The following is an 18,147-nucleotide window of genomic DNA, read 5'->3' as shown; positions in this document are numbered from 1 at the left end:
GCTCGGAGAGACGGCGCAACCTAGTGAACTCGGCTGAGGGACACAAGCGCTCGCAGGCCGATTACAGCAGCACCTGAAGCTCGTCGCTGACGATGCTGACCCCAGCGGCTGTGCTGCGCATGATCTCCAGCCGGCGATACTTGCCGTCACCCGGCTCGGAGGTGAGGCTGATCTTGCGATCGGGCCCGACATAACCGGCAGACTCGAAGTAGGTATGGGGGTGACCGACCAGACGGCGCAAACGGGCGCCGACGCGGGCGGCCGAGAACGGTGCCGTCACCACATCGTCAAAGCCCATGTCTATGCACCGGCGAATGGCATCGAGCGAGGGGCTGGCATCAAGATAGACCATTGGCGAAAAGCGCAGGCTGCGGCTGCCGGAAAAGCGGATGGCCTCCGCCGTGGGTTTGAGAGTGGCGATATCGGCCACCGCGTCGAACAAGAAGAACAGCAATGGCGTTGCCGCGCACTGACGTTCAGCCGCCTGTAGCCCGGTATAGGGCACTACGGCCGTAAACCCGATCTGTTCGGCAAGATTCCACAAGCGCGCACCGGACTTGCCGATTTCGCCCACGATTATTGCAGCTGCCTGCATTGGTTCCCGTCCCCGAAACCGTTGCGTCACATTCCCGCGCGAACAATTGCGCCGCAGGTGTTTCCGGAGTCTTAAGATTGGCGACACTCCCGCCCTGGTCCTCGTTACAACTCTACGACAACGGGCCGTATTGCCGGTGTTCTCTAAACGTTCTTGCGTATTCCGGATTTTTACTGATAGTTTTGCCTCACTTGACGGGATGACAGCCGGCTTTTGGGGGTCAGGATTGGTCACGCGGGTCACCACTGTTGCGTTTCAGGGCATCGAGGCGGTGCCGGTCGATGTGCAGGTGCAGATTGCGCCGGGCATTCCGAAATTCCTGCTTGTCGGGCTGCCCGACAAGGCCGTGAAGGAATCGAGCGAGCGGGTGCATGCGGCGCTTTATGCCTCGGGACTGAGCCTGCCGCCCAAGCGGATTACCGTGAACCTGGCGCCGGCGGACCTGCCCAAGGAGGGCAGTCATTACGACCTGCCGATCGCACTCGGGCTGATGGCGGCGATCGGGGCGATCCCCTCGGACGCGCTGGCGGGGCACATGGCGCTGGGCGAGCTGGGGCTGGATGGCAGGCTGGCGCCGACCGTAGGGGTGCTGCCTGCAGCGATCGCCGCGGCGGCGCGTGACATGGGGATCGTCTGCGCGGCGAGCGTCGGGGCCGAGGCCGCCTGGGCCGGGGAAGAGATCGACATCATCGCGGCCGAGAGCCTCTTGGCGCTGTGCAATCACATTGCCGGGCACCAGCTGTGCACGCGGCCGGTGGCGCGGCGGCGGACGGACGCGGCCGGGCTGCCGGACCTTTCCGAAGTGCGGGGGCAGGAGGTGGCGCGACGGGCGCTGGAAGTGGCCGCCGCCGGGGGCCATAATCTGCTTATGATCGGGCCGCCAGGGGCCGGCAAATCCATGCTGGCGGCACGGCTGCCCTCGATCCTGCCGCCGCTCAACCCGCGCGAATTGCTGGACGTCTCAATGATCCAGTCGATTGCCGGGGAGCTGGCCGGCGGATCGCTGAGCGACCGGCGGCCGTTTCGTGCGCCGCATCATTCGGCCTCGATGGCGGCACTGGTAGGCGGCGGGCTGAAGGTGCGGCCAGGAGAGGTGAGCCTGGCGCATAATGGGGTGCTGTTTCTCGACGAGTTGCCGGAGTTCGCGCCAGCGGTGCTGGACAGCCTGCGCCAACCGCTGGAGGCCGGGGAAACCGTGATCGCGCGGGCCAATGCGCGGGTCAGCTTTCCGGCGCGGTTTCAGTTAGTGGCGGCGATGAACCCCTGCAAATGCGGCATGGCGGGGACGCCGGGGCACACCTGCCGGCGTGGCGCGGCGTGTGCCAACGACTATCAGGGTCGGGTGTCGGGGCCGTTTCTGGACCGGATCGACCTGAGGATCGACGTGCCGGCGGTCTCGGCGGCCGACATGATCGGGCCGGCGGACGCGGAGAGTTCGGCAGATGTGGCTGCGCGGGTGGCACGGGCGCGCGAGGTGCAGCGGCAGCGCTATCTCGCGGCCGGGCACCCCGAGGTGTTCACCAATGCAGCGGCGGGGGCGACGCTGATCGAAGAGGTGGTGGCGCCGGACCGGGACAGCCAGAGCCTGCTGCTGCAGGCGGCGGAAAAGTTCAGCCTGTCGGCGCGGGCCTATCACCGGGTGCTGAAAGTGGCGCGGACGCTGGCCGATCTGGCGGGCGTCGAAAAAGTCGGACGGGCGCATGTGGCCGAAGCCTTGAGCTATCGGCTGACCAGCGCGGCGGCGTGAGCGCCTCGGGATCGGTGCCGCGGTAGAGCGTCAGCGCGACGTGACGTCGAAGTCGTAGACCTGCCAGTCCTCGCCATCGAAACGATGGGGGAACGGTGTGATCGCCCGCGGCGCCAGTACGCTGGCCCAGAAGGCGCTGGCCGCGGCGTTTTGGGTAATGACGGCCAGCTGCCAGGGACCGGGATGGCGGGCGAGAATAGCTTCGGCGGCCTGCCGGCCGACGCCCCTGCCGCGATAGGCCTTGAGCACGAAGAACTCGGCCATGAAGTGGCGCGCGGCGCCGGTGACGGGGCTTTCATCGATGACAAAGGCAAAGCCGGCCAGCTCGTCATCGACGTGGATCAGATAGGGGTGCTGCCAGAACCGCTCGAAGAAATCATATTCGAAGCGGCCGTCGGAGCCGACCGGAAACGGCAGGCTGTCGGTCATGTCGTAGAGGTAGAGCTGGATGAGATTGGCCACCACCGGGCGATCGGCGTCGGTGGCCGGGACGATGGACACGGTCATGGCGGCGTTTCCGGCCTGCGGCGCTGTGGCTTAGCGCGCGAAGGCGTTGAAGGGGTTGGCGTGGGTGAGCTGGTGAAGGGTCGCGTCGTCGACGCCGCGCTCGACGAGCATGGGCAGCAGCACATCGGACAGGTGGGTGTAGGGCTTGGGCTCGCCGCCGCCGGGCTGGGCCGGGTCGTACCAGCCGCGATCATGGCTGAGCAGCAGCTGATGGCCATGGCCGGCGGCCAGCACCTTTTCGATGCGATCGCAGGTTTCGGCGTCGTCGGCGGTGCCGATATTGTCATATTCGATCCAGGCACCGCGTTCGGCAACGGCGAGCTGCATGTCGAAATCGGGCTCCAGCTGGGTGTGGATGGAGATGAAGCGGTCGGCCGCCAGCCCCTCGGACGCGAGAATATCGAGCTGATCCATGACGACGCGACCGCGAATGGTGTGGCTGCCGATGATGGCGCCGGTCTTCTGCGCGGCGCGAGCGGCAGCGCGCAGGATCATGGTTTCAAGCGAGGTGATGCCATCGTCGCCGGCGCTCAGCTTGATCCAGCCGGCGCGGAAATCGGCCTCGTCGAGGCGTTCTTCGAGTTCGCGGACCATCCAGGCTTCGATCTGGTCCTCGGTGGCGCCGGAGACCCAGGCGGGAATCCACGGTTCGCGATAGATGCCGGTGGGGACGACGATGGGGAAATCGGTGGCCTGGCTGACGGCGAGATCGCAATCGGCACGGCGGCCGACGCCGGTGGGGGAGCATTCGACTAGCGCAGTGATGCCGCGGGACTTGATGGCTTCGATCTGGGGCGCCATCAGCCGCACGACGTCGGCCGGATCGGCCTCGGCATAGCCGGGCTGATCGGGCGTGCGCAGATCGACGAAGACGTGTTCGTGCGGCAGTATCATGCCGAGCTGATCGGCGGTGCGCGGGCCGAGGGTGGTGTGAAGCTGTTTCATTGGTGTTCTCCCCGGCGGCAGACTGGACGGCGCGACGGCCGCAGGCAAGGGTGCGGGCGACGGATTCGCGCAATGGGAGCCGACAGATGAGCGTGGCGCTGCGGATGATGCGCAAGCTGGCGCAGAACAACCGGCTGGCCAACCTGCGGTTGCTGACCGCCTGCGAAGGGCTGTCCGCGGAAGATTTTGCGGCGCGGCGGACGAGCTTTTTCCCGTCGCTGAAGGCGACGCTGAACCATATCGTCACCGTCGACTGGTTCTATGTCGACGCGCTGGAGGGCGGGACGCTGGGGCTTGCCGCCTTTGCCGACGAAGAGCCCTTCGATGCGGTGGCGCCACTGATGGCGGCGCAGGCCGAGGTGGATGCGCGGCTGCTGGCGCTGGTGGCGCGGCTTGACGACGCCGGGCTGTCGGCGCCGGTCGACATCCAGCGCAGCGGGCGGATCCAGACGGAACGGACGGATGACGTGTTGATGCACCTGTTCATGCATCAGACGCACCACCGCGGACAGGCGCATGCGATGCTGGCGGGGACAGAGGTTTCGCCGCCGCAGCTCGACGAGTTCATCGTTGGCGATGACGCACGGTTCCGCACGGCGGAGCTGACTGCACTCGGCTGAAACGAAGCGGGATTGATGGGGTAGCGATGCTGCGGCTTTACCTTGCGGCGATCATTGCGGCGCTGGCGACGCTGGCGCTGGTGCTGGGGCGGGCGCCGCTGGCACTCGGCGCGGTCTATGTGATTGCCGGTGCTGTGAGTTTTCTGGTTTACCGGCATGACAAGCTGGCGGCGGCGCAAGGGGCCTGGCGGGTTCCGGAGGCGGTGCTGCTGGCGATCGACCTGGTGGGCGGGATCGTCGGCGGGCTGATGGCGCGCGAGGTGCTGCGGCACAAGACCCGCAAGCAGCCGTTCAGCGCGCTCGATACGGCGATCGGCATCGGCCATGCCGTGGTGCTGGCGACGCTGATGATCGGGCTATGGGGTTTTCCCCAGCTGGGGTGAGGCGGCGGCGCGGGCCGTTGCGGCATCGAGCTTGTCGCGCAGGTCGAACAGGGCGCTGCGCATGGCCGCGATATCGTCGGCTTTGCAATGGCTTGCGGCATGGACATTGGCGGGAAAATCTGCGGCCACCTGCTGCAGCGCCCGGCCCTTTTCGGTCAGGCTGACCACCATGCGGCGCTCGTCATCGGCCGCACGCCGGCGCGTGAGCAGCTGCATGTTCTCGAGCCGCTTGAGCAGCGGGGTAAGGGTGCCGGAATCGAGCAGCAGCCGCTCGCCGATGGCGGTGACCGAAAGGCCATCGGCCTCCCACAGCACCAGCAGCACGAGATATTGCGGATAGGTGACGCCGAGCTGCGTCAGCAGCGGGCGGTAAAAGCGCGTGAAGGCATGCGCCGCCGAATAGACGGCGAAACACAGCTGGTGTTCGAGATGCAGCGCGTCGCGCGGGTCGGTCATTTGCCTGTCGGTCATGATCGCCTCCTGAGCAAACATATAACGCACAATTCAATTGCGCACAATGGAACTATCCCCTATGCCGGTGACGTTGTGACAGCAGAAGCACACGAAAGGAAATCCAGATGAAAGTCGTCTACACCGCACATGGTACCGCCTCTGGTGGCGGCCGTAACGGCACTGCCGCGACCGATGACGGCAAGATTTCGGTCAAGCTCTCCTACCCCAAGGAAATGGGCGGCGATGACGGCCCGGGCACCAACCCCGAGCAGCTGTTCGCCGTGGGCTATTCGGCCTGCTTCATGGGCGCGCTGCGTGGCGCCGCCGGCAAGCTGAAGTTCGAGGTGCCCGAAGACACCACGGTTACGGCCGATGTGAGCTTCGTCGACCGCGAAGACGATCTCGGCTATTCGATCAAGGCCGCGATCAGCGCCCATGCCCCCGGCGCCGACAAGGCGAAGCTGGAAGAAGTGATGGCGCTCGCCCATGACATCTGCCCCTATTCGCACCTGATCCGCGAAAAGCACGACGTGGAGCTGACCGCCAAGGTCTGAGCCCGTCCGGCCTGCCAATGCGAAGGGTCGCGAACTGAACGGTTCGCGGCCCTTCGTTTATTTTGCATTTTTTCTCCTCCCCACGCGTTGCCGTACCGACAGTCTATAGCTGCGGGCCGAAACGGGGATTGGATCGCGATTTCCAACAGATATCAGTGGCTTGCCGGGCCGGCGCGGTTTCGCGCGGCGACCGGCGGCGGCGAGGTGCACGAAAGCGCCCCGCCATCGCCGCAGCGCTGCCGCATGGATGAACGCCGACTGAACCGGATTCGGGGCTTTCGCGGGTCCCTAGTCGATTTCTGACTGGCCCATGAGAGCCGAAACGTGGGCGGCGACGCCCTGCCCCAGACCTTCGAGATCGTAGCCGCCTTCAAGCAGCGAGACGACGCGGCCGTCGCAATGGCGGTCTGCGAGCTCGAGCAGCTGGTTGGTGACCCAGGCGAAATCACCGGGGCGCCATTTGAGCCCAGCGAGCGGATCGCGATAATCGGCATCGAAGCCGGCCGAGATCAGCAGGAAATCGGGCTTGAAGGCCTCGATGGCCGGCAGGATGCGATCGGTATAGGCGGCACGCATCTCCTCGGTGCCGCTGCCGCCGGAGAGCGCAGCGTTGACGATATTGCCGACGCCGGTGAATTCGGGCCAGCCGGTGCCAGGATAAAGCGGCATCTGGTGGCTGGAGGCGTAGAGCACCGAAGGGTCGGCGCGAAAGATATCTTCGGTGCCATTGCCGTGGTGCACGTCGAAATCGACGATGGCGACGCGTTCGGCACCATATTTGCGCTGCGCCTCGCGCGCGGTGATGGCGACGGTGTTGACCAGACAAAAGCCCATCGGGCGCTCGACCTCGGCGTGGTGGCCGGGCGGGCGGATGGCGCAGAAGGCGTTTGGCACTTCCCCCAGGGCGACCGCATCGAGCGCCAGCAGCGCGCCGCCGATGCCGGTGGCGACGGCTTCGAGCGAGCCGGCGGTGATGAAGGTGTCCTCGTCGATCTGCGCGATGCCTTCGGCCGGGCGCGCCTGACGCAGCGCATCGACATAGCCGGGGGCATGCACCAGCTCGGCCAGCGACAGATCGCCCATGGGCGCCTCGCGGCGATCGAGAAACTGAAACTGCTCGGCAGAGAGCGCTTCATCGACGGCGCGCAGCCGATCTGATCGCTCGGGATGACCACTGGGGGTGGTGTGGTCGGCATAATTGCGCTGGAAGACGAGGAGGGTGGCCATGAACCGGGGGTTTGCTGGGGTATCGCGCTTACTTGACGTTTCCACCGTGGGCTTGTCAAACGAGCGCCATGTCCGAGGCCCGCTTGCCCACCGCTGAAATCACCCGTCTGGCTGCGCTGCTGCGCGCTGGAGAGGTTGTCGCCTTCCCCACTGAGACGGTCTACGGGCTGGGCGCGGATGCGACCAATTCGGACGCGGTGCTGAAGATTTACGAGACCAAGGGTCGGCCGCGGTTCAATCCGCTGATCGTGCATGTCGCCGATCTGGCGATGGCCGAGCAGCTGGTGGAGCTGCCGCCACTGGCGCGGGAGCTGGCGCAGTTCTGGCCGGGTCCGCTGACGCTGGTGCTGAAGAAGCGCCGTGATGCGGGGCTTTCGGACATCGTGACGGCGGGACTCGACACGGTGGGGATCCGCATTCCGGCGCATCCGATGGCGCAGACGCTGATCCGCGCCGTCGGGCGGCCACTGGCGGCGCCCTCGGCCAATCCATCCGGGCAGCTGTCGCCGACGACCGCGGCGCAGGTGATCGCCGGGTTCGGCGGGCGCGTGCCGGTGCTGGATGGCGGGCCGGCGGAGGCGGGGGTCGAATCGACCATCGTGACGCTGGATGGTGATGTGGTGACGCAGCTGCGTGCCGGCGCGCTGCCGCGCGAGACGATTGCCGCGGCGCTCGGGCGCGAGATTGCCGTCGCGGCCAAGGATGCGGCGATCGCGGCGCCGGGCATGATGCTGAGCCATTATGCGCCGCGTGCGACCTTGCGGCTCGATGCGGCCGCGGCGGAAGCAGGCGAGGCCTATCTGGGGTTTGGGCCGGGGCCGGAGGCCGCGGCGAACCTCAGCGCGACGGGCGACCTGCGCGAGGCGGCGCGGAACCTCTTTTCGATGCTGCATGAACTGGATGGGTCGGCAACGCGGATCGCCGTGGCGCCGATCCCCGAGACGGGGCTGGGCGAAGCGATCAACGACCGGCTGCGGCGGGCGGCAGCGCCACGGGGGTAGTTCTGCAGCAGCTCAGGTGCGGATGAAGGCTTTGGGGATGGGCCCCGGGTCAAGCCCGGGGTGACACCGAGGGTGTGGCGCGGCCAGTGATAGCCATATCCCCACTCGATTTCGTGTAGTTAGTCGCGGACCGAATAGGGCTTCTGGTCGCGCCAGAAGCGCATGAGGCTTTCGAGGTCAGGATCGCCGGTTTCGGGCAGGACGACCTTGAGGGAGACATAGAGGTCGCCCGCGCCGTGCAGGCCCTTGCCCTTGAGGCGCAGCGCCTTGGCGGTGTTGACCGAGGCGGGCAGGTTGAGTTCGGCCGAACCGGTGAGCGTGGGGACGCGCACCTTGCCGCCGAGCACCGCTTCGTAAAGCGTGATCGGCAGTTCGAGCCGAAGATCCTTGCCGTCGCGGCGTAACTGGCGGTGCTTTTCGAATTTCACGGTGACGATGGCGTCGCCGGCCGCGCCGCCCACACCGGACTGGTGCCCCTGCCCCTTGAGGCGGATCTGCTGGCCATCCTCGACCTTGTCGGGAAGCTTGACGTTGAGCACCTTGCCGGTGGGCATGCGCAAGGGCACGCTGCCGCCAGCCTGGGCCTGTTCGAGCGTGATGGTGGCCGTGGCGTTGATATCCTCACCGCGCAGATGCGAAGTGCGGCCGGTGTGGAAACTGCCGCCGCCGGTGGAGCCACCGGTGAACGGATCCCAGCCGCCGGCGCCCGGATTGCCGCGCGCGCCGCGCGGCTGGCCGCCGAAGCCGGACATGAACTCCTTGAGGATATCCTCGGTCGAGAAACCGGCGCCGCCCTGGCTGGAGCGGAAACCGCCCGCACCTGCACCGCCGCCACGACCGAAGCCGGCAAAGCGCGGATTGCCGTCGGCGTCGATTTCGCCACGGTCATAAGCAGCGCGCTTATCCTTGTCGTTCAAAAAGTCATAGGCGGACGAGACCTCGGCGAATTTCGCCTGGGCCTTGGGGTCGTCCTTGTTCTGATCGGGGTGGTGCGCCTTGGCGAGCTTGCGATAAGCAGCCTTAAGGTCCTTCTCGCTCACCGACCGCGTCACCCCGAGTACGCTATATGGATCGCGCATGGGTTCCTTCACTTGGCCGCGGCGATTGCCTTTTCGCGCGGCGCTATCCTATATGGCTACGCACCCTGCGGATGTCCAGAGCCGGTGCATCAGCCCGTGAGATGAAAAGACATGGCCGCCCTTAGCCTTACCGACCAGGTTTTCGATGATGCCGACACGGGGCCGGTGGACCCCTGTTCGCTATTCGAGGACTGGTTCACCCTGGCCCAGCAGAACGAGCCGAACGATCCGCATGCCATGGCGATCGCCAGTGTGGACGACGAGGGCATGCCAGACGTGCGCATGGTGCTGCTGAACGCCCGCGACCACCGCGGCTTCTGCTTTTTCACCAATCTGGAGAGCGACAAGGCCCGGCAGCTGCTGGCCCATCCCAAGGCGGCGCTGGTGATGCACTGGAAGTCGCTGCGCCGGCAGATCAGGGTGCGCGGGCCGGTGGAAGTGGTGGCGGACAAGGAAGCCGACGCCTATTTCGCGACGCGCTCGCGGGCAAGCCAGATCGGCGCTCATGCCTCCAAACAGTCACGGCCGCTGGCCAATCGCTATACGCTGCTGGAGCGGGTGGAAACGCTGAAGAAAAGTTTCGGCGAGGACGAGCCCGTGCAGCGGCCGGCCAACTGGTCGGGCTTTCGAATCGTGCCGCAGGCCATGGAATTCTGGAAAGACGGCGCAAACCGGCTGCATGACCGGGTGCGCTTCACCCGCACGCTGCCAGATGGCGCGTGGTCACGCCAGCGCCTCTACCCCTGATGACAACCGCTGACCCGACCACCGCCACGGTGACGTTCACGGGTCGGCGCGGATGGCTGTTCGGGATGCTGTTCGGCGGCTATCTGGCGATGCTGCCGACGCTGGGGCTTTACCGGTTCTGGCTGCTGACCAAGAAGCGGCAGTTTTACTGGATGAACACCGAAATCGGCGGGGACCCGCTGGAATATACCGGCGCGGCCTGGCAGCTGCTGGTGGGTTTTCTGTTCGCGCTGGCTTTTTTCCTGCCGGTCTATGCGGCGTTTTTCTATTTCTACACCCAGACCTCCGAGGTGGCGCTGATCGGCTATGGCGTGGTGGGCGCGCTGTTCTGGCTGGTGATCGGCTATGCGCAATATCGCGGCCGCGATTTCCGGCTGTCGCGGACGCTGTGGCGGGGCATCCGCTTCGACCAGCGTGGCAGCGCCTGGGGCTATGCGTTCCGGCGGGCCGGATGGTCGCTGCTGGTGCTGGTGACGCTGGGGCTGGCCTATCCGTTCATGGCCGGCGACCTGTGGCGCTACCGCTATCGCAACAGCTGGTATGGCGACCGCCAATTCGGTTTTTCGGGCAGCTGGAAAACCGTGGCTTGGCCGTACTATCTCGCCTGGATGCTGGCGGTGCTGCCTTCGGCCGCGATCGTCGTGGCGCTTGTCTTCAATGCAGGCGTGGGCGGCGTGTCGCCGTGGCAGCTCGCGAGCGTGTCCGGACTGTTCACGATCCCCTTCGCCCTGGCCTTTGTCTATTACAAGTCGCGCGAGACGAGCCGGATGCTGTCGCGCGTCTCGCTGGGCGGCGCGACGGTGAAGGTGCGGGTGAAGATGCGCACGCTGATCGGGCAATATCTCGCCTTTGCGCTGATGGCGGCGCTGAGCGTGGCCGGCCTGCTGCTGATCGGTGCGGTGATCTTTGCCGTCGTGGTCGGCCGCCCCGGCAGCGGGCTCGACGCGGGCAATGTCGCGCAGCTGGGCAGCGCCGGGCTGATGGGCGTGATAGCCACGGTTGGCGGCTATCTGGCGATCTTTGCGGCGACGACGATGATGAGCGAGATTTTCCTCGGCCTGGGGTTCTGGAAAGCGGTGGCGAATGGCGCGGTGGTTGAGGGGCTCGACAGCCTCGACGATGTCGCGGGCCGTGACGAGGACCGCTCGCTGGTGGGCGAAGGACTTGCCGATGCCTTCAACGTGGGGGGCTATTGATGGGGCTCGACGCGCGCTACCACGACGGCAAGGTTTCGAAGACGCGCACGGTGCGCAGCTGGCTGGAAGACGATGCCGTGGTGATCGCCGAACCGGCTGGAGAAACCGAGATTGACCGCTGGCCGGCCGATGCGATCTACGAACTGCCGGGGCGCGGCGATGAATTGCGGCTGGGTGCCAATGACCGGCCGCCCGGAGCGCGGCTGGTGTTCACCAATGCCGCTGACGCAATTGGCGTGCGCAAGATGCTGCCCGTTCTGGCAAAGCACCAGCGACGGGAGGTGGGCAGGCAGTTCCGGCTGCTGGCGCTGGGCACCGCCGCACTCGGCTCGGTGATCGCGGCATGGCTGATCGGGGTGCCGCTGCTCGCCGACCGGATCGTCACCGTGGTGCCGCCCGAATGGGAAGCAAGCCTGGGCGAAGTGGCGCGCCAGCAGATCGAAGGGGCGATGTCCGAGGGATTTGGGCTGCCTTTGTGCGACCCGAACCCGCAGAGCGTCGCCAACCGAGCCATCGCGCGATTTGCCGACGCAACGCTTGAGGGCAGCGGCTCGCCATTTTCGGCGCGGATCGACGTCGTGGCACATTCGATGCCCAACGCCTTCGCGCTGCCGGGCGGGCAGGCCTATTTCTTTTCGGCGCTGCTGCACGAGACGCGAAGCCCGGACGAGTTTGCCGGGGTGATGGCGCATGAGCTGGGCCATGTGGTCTATCGCCATGGCATGGAAACGCTGATTTCGACCTCGGCGACCGGGCTGCTGATCGGGTTCGTGTTGGGCGACATGACCGGGCTGTCGGTTGCCGGCGGGCTGGGCGCGGCGCTGATCGACACCAGTTTTTCGCGCCGGGCCGAGCGCGAGGCCGACCGGTTTGCCGCCGATGCCGCGACGCGGCTGGGGTTCGACGCCTCAGCGCTGGGCGAATTGCTGGAGCGGGTGGCCAAGGACGATGCCTCGAGCGTCACCTTCGCGCTGCTCAGCAGCCATCCGCTGACAGCGGAGCGGCGCGAGACGCTGGCGGCACTGGCCGCTTCACAACCACCGCAAGACGATGCCGCACCGGTGTTCAGCGATGCGGAATGGACCGCGATCAAGTCGATGTGCGGTCTGCCGCCCAGGGATGAATGAGCGCAACGGCTTTGCAAGACCTCCGGCATATGCTTAGCAACATCACCTGAACTTAAGACGGCAGTGGCTGTTTGCGCATCCTGATCCGCACATCGAAATGGGCCATCTGGGCCCGACGGTTCGGCAGCCTGGCGTTGCCGCTGGTGGTCGTGCCGGTGCTGCTGCACCGCGAGCAGCTGATTTCGAGCAGCGATTTCATGGTGGTCGAGGCGGTGGCGATCGCGGTGGCGGTGCTGGCCGTACTGCTGGCGCTGGGCGCCTATGGCCGGCTGTGGGTGACGGGTGACCAGGGCTGGAGCAAGGCGAGCTGGGGCCTGATGCTGGGGGTGATCTGCCTGCTCCCCTTCGCCTGGTTCGGCTATCAGGCCTGGCGTCATCCAATGGTGAGCGCGGTCAGCACCGATTTCATCGATCCGCCGCGGCTGGTTTCAGCGAAACCCGGACCGCAAAGTCTGGACGACCGGCGGACGATCGAGGCGGCCTTCCCCAATGCGCGCAGCCGCAGCTACCCGATCGAAGCGACGCAGATGTTCACGGTGGTCGAAGATCTGGCGCGGGCGCAGGGCTGGGAGATCCGCACGGCGCGGGCTCCGACATCGGCGCTCGACATGGGTACGCTGACGGCGGTGGATGCGACGCTGTTCGGCTGGCGCGACGAGGTGGCGATGCGGGTGCGCGGCTCGAACCAGGGCGCGACAATCGATATGCGCTCGGCGCCGCTGCATGCCGGGCCGGATTTCGGCAGCAACGGGCAGCGGATCGAGGCCTTCCTCGTCGAACTCGACAGCCGGATCACGCTGATGCTGCGCGATGCGCCGGTGTCACCGACGACGGGCGTGCTGGACGAGCGCGGCTAGGCAGCGGGCGCGAGGCGCGGGCCGAAGAGGCCCGGGCGGGCGATGATGTCGCCGCGGGCGGCAAGATATTCGACATGGGCGGTGACGGTCATTGCGGCGGCGCGGCGGAGCTTTGCGGCGAGGCTGGGGTAGATTGCCGAGACAAGCGCTGCGACGCTGGTCGCGCCGGCATTGACGGCCTGGGTGATCTGGCCGTTGCGGGCTTCGCGATGGGCGAGCAGCGCCGCGGCATAGGCCCGGCCATCCGCGATCTCGCCGCCATGGGCCGGGATGTAATGATGCTCGGGGCGGGCGATGAGCTTTTGCAGCGATCGCAGATAGTCGGCCATCGACCCGTCCGGCACGGCGACGAGGGTGGAGTTCCAGCCCATGACGTGGTCGCCCGAGAACAGCATGGGCGTGCCGCGCAGGGCGAAGGCGAGGTGATTGGCGCAATGGCCGGGGGTGGTAACGACCTCGAGGCTCAGCTTGCCAGTGGAAATGATCTCGCCGTCGGTGAGGGTGCGATCGGGCAGCAGCGCGAAATCGCTTTCGCGGCCGACCGGGTTGAACTCGAGCAGGCGGCGCGTGCGGCTGAGCCGGTGCGGACCGCCGGACCAGACAGGCGCGCCGGTGGCAGCAACGAGCTTTGGCACCAGATCGGAATGATCGCGATGGGTGTGGGTGAGCAGGATCGCCGCCGGACGGCGGCCGGCCAGCGCCCCGACCAGCGCGTTCAAGTGCCGGTCGTCATCGGGGCCCGGATCGAGGATGAAGGGTTGGGCGTCGCCGATGAGAAAGCTGTTGGTGCCGGTGAAGGTATAGGGGCCGGCATTGGGGGCGGTGATGCGCGTAATGGTTGGCGCCAGCAGCGCCGGGACGCCGTGGCCGGGGTCGAAACTGGTGTCGAAGCGCAGCGCCGCAGCCATTGCACAGGGTTCCGTGACCGACTAGTAATCGTGCCAGCAATGCTCCACTCCCGGAAGGTTTGGCAATGGCCCTGACGCTTACTCCCACCAATACGCTGCTCGGCACGCTGGCGCCCAAGACCGGCGCCGCCCGGATGGCGACGACCATCGGCACTGTCGTTTTCGGTTCGCTGCTGCTGGCGATTTCCGCGAAAATCAGCGTACCGGTGATGCCGGTACCGGTGACCCTGGCAAGTTTCGCCGTGGCACTTCTCGCCGCAACCTTCGGCGCGCGAATCGCCGTGGCCACGGTGGCGCTCTATATCGCCGAAGGCCTCGCCGGCCTGCCGGTGTTCACCTATGGCGGCGGGTTTGGCTATATCGCCTCGCCGAGCTTCGGCTTCATTCTCGGCTATCTCGCGATGGCCTACATCATCGGCAAGGCCGCCGACCTGGGCGCCTCGGGCAAGGTGATGCGGCTGTTCGGCGCCATGCTGGTGGCCGATGCGGTGCTGTTTGCCTTCGGCTTTGCCTGGCTGATGGTGGTGGCGAGCATGATGACCCAGTCGGGCGCGGCGTTGCCGGCCTGGCTCGATGCCGGCAATCTGCTGGGCACGGCCTTTGCCGGTGCGGTGCAGCCCTTCGTGGTCTGGGACGTGCTGAAGATGGCCCTCGCCGCGCTGAGCGTCGTCGGGCTGTGGCAGCTGGTGCCCAAGAAGGGCTGAGCGATCGCCCAGCCAGCCGAACGGCTGACAGCGAAATTCTGAACGGGGCCGGTCGGAAGACCGGCCCTTTTCATTGCCGGAGGCGCCGCGGAGCGATAGCTTCAGCACGCTGCGTGTGAGGAGAGAGACGCGCGGCTCCGGCGCCGAGAGCTGCCGGGAGCGTTGAGGGGGACCAGACGATGGCCGAGCGCATTGCGTTTCGCATGAAGCTGCACGCGGGCAAATTTGCCGAGTACAAGAAACGCCATGACGAGCTGTGGCCCGAGATGAAGGCGGCGCTGAAGGCCGCGGGCATTTCGGACTATACGATCTGGCACGATCCAGAGACCGATTACCTGTTCGCCACGCTGGTGCGAGAAGACGACCACACGATGGATGATCTGCCCGAAACCGACGCCAACCAGCGCTGGTGGAAGTTTATGGACGACATCATGGACTATGGTGCGGACGGGCGGCCGGTGGTGGTGCCGCTGACCAAGGCCTTCGAGCTGCCCTGACCCGCATGTCCAACCCCAACAGCATTGCCGACGTGCGCGTGTTCCTTGTCGAGAGCAAGGGCGATGGCGGCGACTATTTCCAGCAAAAGCGCGGGCACTGGCTGATCGACACGCTGATCGCCAATCCGATGTCGGGCTACGAGAAGTGGAAAGGCTCGCGCGAGAGCTGGGGCATTGGGGTGATGGGCTCGATCGTTGTCGAGATCGAAACCGCAGGCGGGGTGACCGGCGTCGCGACGGGGTTCGGCGGCACGCCGGCGGCCTGGCTGATCGTCAATCATTTCAGCCGCTTCCTCGTGGGCGAGGATGCGCGCAACATCACCAAGATCTGGGACCAGATGTTCCGCGCCTCGATGCCCTATGGGCGCAAGGGCCTGCCGATCGCGACGATCTCGGTGGTCGACCTGGCGCTGTGGGATCTGAACGGCAAGCTGCGGGACGAGCCGGTCTACAACCTGATCGGCGGGCAGTGCCACGAAGAGATCCGGTTCTACTGCACAGGGCCGGCGCCGGACGCGGTGAAGGAGCTCGGGTTCTGGGGCGCGAAGGTGCCCCTGCCCCACAGCCATTTCGACGGCGAGGCGGGGCTGAAGGCCAATATCGACTATCTGAGCGCGCAGCGCGACACAGTGGGGCCGGACTTCCCGTTGATGGTCGATTGCTACATGGCGCTGACCGTGCCCTACGCGATCGCGCTGGCCGAGGCGGCGAAGCCGCTCGGGATCCACTGGTGGGAAGAGGTGCTGCACCCCGACGATGTCGAGGGCTATGCGCTTTTGAAGCAGGCGCATCCTACGCTGCGCTGGACCACGGGCGAGCACGAATATACCCGCTACGGCTTCCGCCGGCTGATCGAAGCACGGACCATCGACGTCTTGCAGCCGGATGTAATGTGGGTGGGCGGGCTGACGGCGCTGAACCAGATCGCGGCACAGGCGGCGGCCTACGATATCCCGGTGATCCCGCATGGTTCGGGACCCTATTCGTACCATTTCATTGCCAGCCAGCCGCAGGAACCCTTGTGCGAATATGTGGCGGCGAGCCCGGACGGGCGGTCGATCCGGCCGATTTTCGGGGCGCTGTTCACTGGTGAAGACCTGCCGCACAAAGGTAGACTAAAGGTCAGTGGCGCGCCCGGTTTCGGTATGGAACTAGCGGACCGAAGCCTGTTACAGCCTTTCGGGAATGACACGAACGCAGCGCCGGGCGCCGGGTGACAGACACCGGCAGCGGTGCAGGAGGACCAAGCAAGTGAACCAGATCGATCTCAACAACAAGGTCGCCGTGATTACCGGTGGCGCACAGGGCATCGGCTTTGCCGTCGCCAAGCGGCTCATCGACTCGGGCGCCAAGGTGAGCCTGTGGGACATGCGCGACGACCTGCTGGCGGACGCGGTGAAGGAACTGGGCAGCGCCGCGAGCGCCGTGACCGTGAACATCACCGACTACGATGCGGTGGCCGCCGCCGTCGCCGAGGTCGAAAGCAAGCTGGGCAGTCTCGATATCGTGGTGCAGTCGGCCGGTATCGCCGGCAAGAATGCGCCGCTCGACGAGTATGAGCTCGATGAATGGCGCCGGGTGATCGACATCGATCTCAATGGCGCGTTTCACGTGAATCGTGCCGTGCTGCCCGGGATGAAGGCGCGCAATTACGGCCGCATCGTCAATATCGCCTCGATCGCCGGCAAGGAGGGCAACCCGAACGCCGCCGCCTATGCCGCGGCCAAGGCGGGCGTGATTGGCATGACCAAGGCGGTCGGCAAGGAGTGCGCGAAATACGATATCGCCATCAATGCCATTACCCCGGCGACGGCGAAGACCCGAATTCTCGACGAGCTGAAGCCCGAGTTCATCGACTATATGCTGAGCCGCATTCCGCGCGGCCGGTTCCTCGAGGTCGAGGAAGCCGCGAACATGGTGGCCTGGCTGGTCAGCCAGGAGAACAGCTTCACCACCGCATCGGTATTCGACCTGTCGGGTGGCCGCGCCACCTATTGATCGAGCGCCACAAAGTTGATCCGGGGCCGTGTGCATGCTGCACGCGGCCCTTTCTTATTGCAGATATGGTTTTTTGTAGAAACGACGGTTCCAGCGAAGACCTGGACAAAGCAATGGCTGGACCGCCGGGCAATGTCCTAGTAAACCCGTGACGCCGCAACGACGGTAATATTAATCAAGGGGGGTGACATGGCTTTCACGGGCGTTCTCGACCGGTTCCGGCTGGATGGCAAGGTTGCACTGATCACCGGCGGAACGCGCGGGATCGGGCTGGCGATTGCCTATGCCTTTGCCGAAGCGGGCGCCAAACTCTATCTGGCGTCGCGCAACGACACGTTCAACGATGATGGCGCGATCCTGCACGCAGGCCACGACGTGACGTTTCTGCCTGCCGACCTGCGCGACCCGAGCGCGGCGCAAAAGCTGATCTCGGCGGTGCTGGCGGACGCCGGGCGGCTCGATATTCTCGTCAACAATGCCGGAATTGCCGCGAGCGGCGACAGCGAGAGCTTTTCGCAGGACCGGTGGCGGGAGCTGATGGCGCTGAATGTCGACAGCGTCTTCCAGTGCTGCCAGGCGGCGATCGGCCCGATGCGCAAGCAGGGCGGCGGCAGCATCGTCAATATCGGCTCGATGTCGGGTATCGCCTCGAACATTCCGCAGCAGCAGGTGGGCTATAACGCCTCGAAGGCCGCGGTGCACATGATGACCAAGAGCCTCGCCAGCGATCTCGCCGCGGACAATATCCGAGTCAACGCGATCGCCCCGGGCTATATCGACACCGACATGTCGCGGGGCGGCATCAATCACCCCGAATGGGGCCCGATCTGGCGGCAGATGACGCCGATGGGCCGCGCCGGCGACCCGGCCGAGGTGGCAACAGCGGCGCTGTTCCTCGCCTCGCCTGCCGGCAGCTACGTGACCGGCGAAGTGCTGGTGGTGGATGGCGGCTACACGACGCGCTGAGGCGTCACCGGCGGTCGCCAGAGCGGTCGCGATGGG

Annotated in this window: 21 protein-coding genes; 14 read left to right on the top strand and 7 right to left on the bottom strand. The window is 66.1% G+C overall.

The window, feature by feature from the left end:
- Positions 1-61 precede the first annotated feature (61 nt).
- Entirely contained in the window at positions 62-595 is a 534-nt protein-coding gene (locus ACN0TK_RS08805) for a hypothetical protein (protein WP_417309103.1), read from the bottom strand.
- Positions 596-821: 226 nt separating this feature from the next.
- Here ACN0TK_RS08805 and ACN0TK_RS08800 point away from each other — a divergent pair, with 226 nt between their 5' ends.
- Entirely contained in the window at positions 822-2,342 is a 1,521-nt protein-coding gene (locus tag ACN0TK_RS08800) for a YifB family Mg chelatase-like AAA ATPase (RefSeq protein WP_417309102.1), read from the top strand.
- 30 nt (positions 2,343-2,372) lie between these two features.
- Here the strand turns inward: ACN0TK_RS08800 and ACN0TK_RS08795 are convergent, their stop codons facing one another.
- Both ACN0TK_RS08795 and ACN0TK_RS08790 read right to left on the bottom strand, forming a co-directional pair.
- Entirely contained in the window at positions 2,373-2,849 is a 477-nt protein-coding gene (locus tag ACN0TK_RS08795) for a GNAT family N-acetyltransferase (protein ID WP_417309101.1), read from the bottom strand.
- Positions 2,850-2,879: 30 nt separating this feature from the next.
- A complete protein-coding gene (locus tag ACN0TK_RS08790; protein WP_417309100.1) occupies positions 2,880-3,794 on the bottom strand; it encodes a phosphotriesterase family protein in 915 nt (304 codons plus the stop codon).
- Positions 3,795-3,880: 86 nt separating this feature from the next.
- On the opposite strand from ACN0TK_RS08790, the gene ACN0TK_RS08785 reads away from it, so the two are divergent.
- Together ACN0TK_RS08785 and ACN0TK_RS08780 are read left to right on the top strand one after the other, a co-directional pair.
- On the top strand, positions 3,881-4,414 hold the full coding sequence (locus ACN0TK_RS08785) for a DinB family protein (RefSeq protein WP_417309099.1): 534 nt from the start codon (positions 3,881-3,883) through the stop codon (positions 4,412-4,414).
- Positions 4,415-4,440: 26 nt separating this feature from the next.
- On the top strand, positions 4,441-4,797 hold the full coding sequence (locus ACN0TK_RS08780; RefSeq protein WP_417309098.1) for a DUF1294 domain-containing protein: 357 nt from the start codon (positions 4,441-4,443) through the stop codon (positions 4,795-4,797).
- Here ACN0TK_RS08780 and ACN0TK_RS08775 read toward each other — a convergent pair.
- The gene (locus tag ACN0TK_RS08775; RefSeq protein WP_417309097.1) at positions 4,771-5,268 is read right to left on the bottom strand and encodes a MarR family winged helix-turn-helix transcriptional regulator; all 498 of its coding nucleotides are present in this window, start codon (positions 5,266-5,268) and stop codon (positions 4,771-4,773) included. The genes ACN0TK_RS08780 and ACN0TK_RS08775 overlap by 27 nt on opposite strands.
- 107 nt (positions 5,269-5,375) lie before the next feature.
- Between ACN0TK_RS08775 and ACN0TK_RS08770 the strand changes: the two genes are divergently transcribed.
- Positions 5,376-5,804: an organic hydroperoxide resistance protein gene (locus ACN0TK_RS08770; RefSeq protein ID WP_417309096.1), complete on the top strand. Its 429-nt coding sequence runs from the start codon at positions 5,376-5,378 to the stop codon at positions 5,802-5,804.
- Between the two features lie 288 nt (positions 5,805-6,092).
- Here the strand turns inward: ACN0TK_RS08770 and ACN0TK_RS08765 are convergent, their stop codons facing one another.
- Positions 6,093-7,031, bottom strand: a complete 939-nt coding sequence (locus ACN0TK_RS08765) for a histone deacetylase family protein (RefSeq protein ID WP_417309095.1) — start codon at positions 7,029-7,031, stop codon at positions 6,093-6,095.
- A gap of 68 nt (positions 7,032-7,099) precedes the next feature.
- On the opposite strand from ACN0TK_RS08765, the gene ACN0TK_RS08760 reads away from it, so the two are divergent.
- Positions 7,100-8,032 carry an L-threonylcarbamoyladenylate synthase gene (locus ACN0TK_RS08760; RefSeq protein ID WP_417309094.1) on the top strand — a complete coding sequence of 311 codons (933 nt, stop codon included), beginning with the start codon at positions 7,100-7,102 and terminating at the stop codon, positions 8,030-8,032.
- A gap of 119 nt (positions 8,033-8,151) precedes the next feature.
- On the opposite strand, the gene ACN0TK_RS08755 is transcribed toward ACN0TK_RS08760, so the two are convergent.
- Entirely contained in the window at positions 8,152-9,111 is a 960-nt protein-coding gene (locus ACN0TK_RS08755) for a DnaJ C-terminal domain-containing protein (protein ID WP_417309093.1), read from the bottom strand.
- 111 nt (positions 9,112-9,222) lie between these two features.
- Here ACN0TK_RS08755 and pdxH point away from each other — a divergent pair, with 111 nt between their 5' ends.
- From pdxH to ACN0TK_RS08735, 4 genes are all read left to right on the top strand, one after another.
- On the top strand, positions 9,223-9,858 hold the full coding sequence (gene pdxH, locus ACN0TK_RS08750; protein WP_417309092.1) for a pyridoxamine 5'-phosphate oxidase: 636 nt from the start codon (positions 9,223-9,225) through the stop codon (positions 9,856-9,858).
- Positions 9,858-11,054: a DUF898 family protein gene (locus ACN0TK_RS08745; RefSeq protein ID WP_417309091.1), complete on the top strand. Its 1,197-nt coding sequence runs from the start codon at positions 9,858-9,860 to the stop codon at positions 11,052-11,054. Before pdxH ends, ACN0TK_RS08745 begins: the two co-directional genes overlap by 1 nt.
- A complete protein-coding gene (locus ACN0TK_RS08740) occupies positions 11,054-12,181 on the top strand; it encodes a M48 family metallopeptidase (RefSeq protein ID WP_417309090.1) in 1,128 nt (375 codons plus the stop codon). Before ACN0TK_RS08745 ends, ACN0TK_RS08740 begins: the two co-directional genes overlap by 1 nt.
- Before the next feature lie 71 nt (positions 12,182-12,252).
- The gene (locus ACN0TK_RS08735; RefSeq protein ID WP_417309089.1) at positions 12,253-13,038 is read left to right on the top strand and encodes a DUF1499 domain-containing protein; all 786 of its coding nucleotides are present in this window, start codon (positions 12,253-12,255) and stop codon (positions 13,036-13,038) included.
- Here the strand turns inward: ACN0TK_RS08735 and ACN0TK_RS08730 are convergent.
- On the bottom strand, positions 13,035-13,946 hold the full coding sequence (locus tag ACN0TK_RS08730; protein WP_417309088.1) for an MBL fold metallo-hydrolase: 912 nt from the start codon (positions 13,944-13,946) through the stop codon (positions 13,035-13,037). The two genes, ACN0TK_RS08735 and ACN0TK_RS08730, sit on opposite strands and share 4 nt — an antisense overlap.
- 65 nt (positions 13,947-14,011) lie before the next feature.
- Between ACN0TK_RS08730 and ACN0TK_RS08725 the strand changes: the two genes are divergently transcribed.
- The 5 genes from ACN0TK_RS08725 to ACN0TK_RS08705 all read left to right on the top strand — a co-directional run bounded on the left by ACN0TK_RS08725 (position 14,012) and on the right by ACN0TK_RS08705 (position 18,111).
- Positions 14,012-14,650, top strand: a complete 639-nt coding sequence (locus ACN0TK_RS08725; RefSeq protein ID WP_417309087.1) for a biotin transporter BioY — start codon at positions 14,012-14,014, stop codon at positions 14,648-14,650.
- A 179-nt stretch (positions 14,651-14,829) separates the two neighbouring features.
- Complete coding sequence (gene rhaM, locus ACN0TK_RS08720; RefSeq protein ID WP_417309086.1) at positions 14,830-15,147, top strand: L-rhamnose mutarotase; 318 nt, start codon at positions 14,830-14,832, stop codon at positions 15,145-15,147.
- 5 nt (positions 15,148-15,152) lie between these two features.
- Positions 15,153-16,364 (top strand): L-rhamnonate dehydratase, encoded by a 1,212-nt coding sequence (gene rhmD / locus ACN0TK_RS08715; RefSeq protein ID WP_417309085.1) that lies wholly within the window; start codon positions 15,153-15,155, stop codon positions 16,362-16,364.
- 34 nt (positions 16,365-16,398) lie between these two features.
- Positions 16,399-17,145 carry an SDR family NAD(P)-dependent oxidoreductase gene (locus tag ACN0TK_RS08710; RefSeq protein ID WP_417309084.1) on the top strand — a complete coding sequence of 249 codons (747 nt, stop codon included), beginning with the start codon at positions 16,399-16,401 and terminating at the stop codon, positions 17,143-17,145.
- A 189-nt stretch (positions 17,146-17,334) separates the two neighbouring features.
- Positions 17,335-18,111 carry an SDR family NAD(P)-dependent oxidoreductase gene (locus ACN0TK_RS08705; RefSeq protein ID WP_417309083.1) on the top strand — a complete coding sequence of 259 codons (777 nt, stop codon included), beginning with the start codon at positions 17,335-17,337 and terminating at the stop codon, positions 18,109-18,111.
- Positions 18,112-18,147: the final 36 nt, after the last annotated feature.

The organism is Devosia sp. (assembly GCF_048261455.1).
GTDB lineage: Bacteria > Pseudomonadota > Alphaproteobacteria > Rhizobiales > Devosiaceae > Devosia_A.
This window is presented reverse-complemented; position numbering and strand designations above follow the sequence as displayed.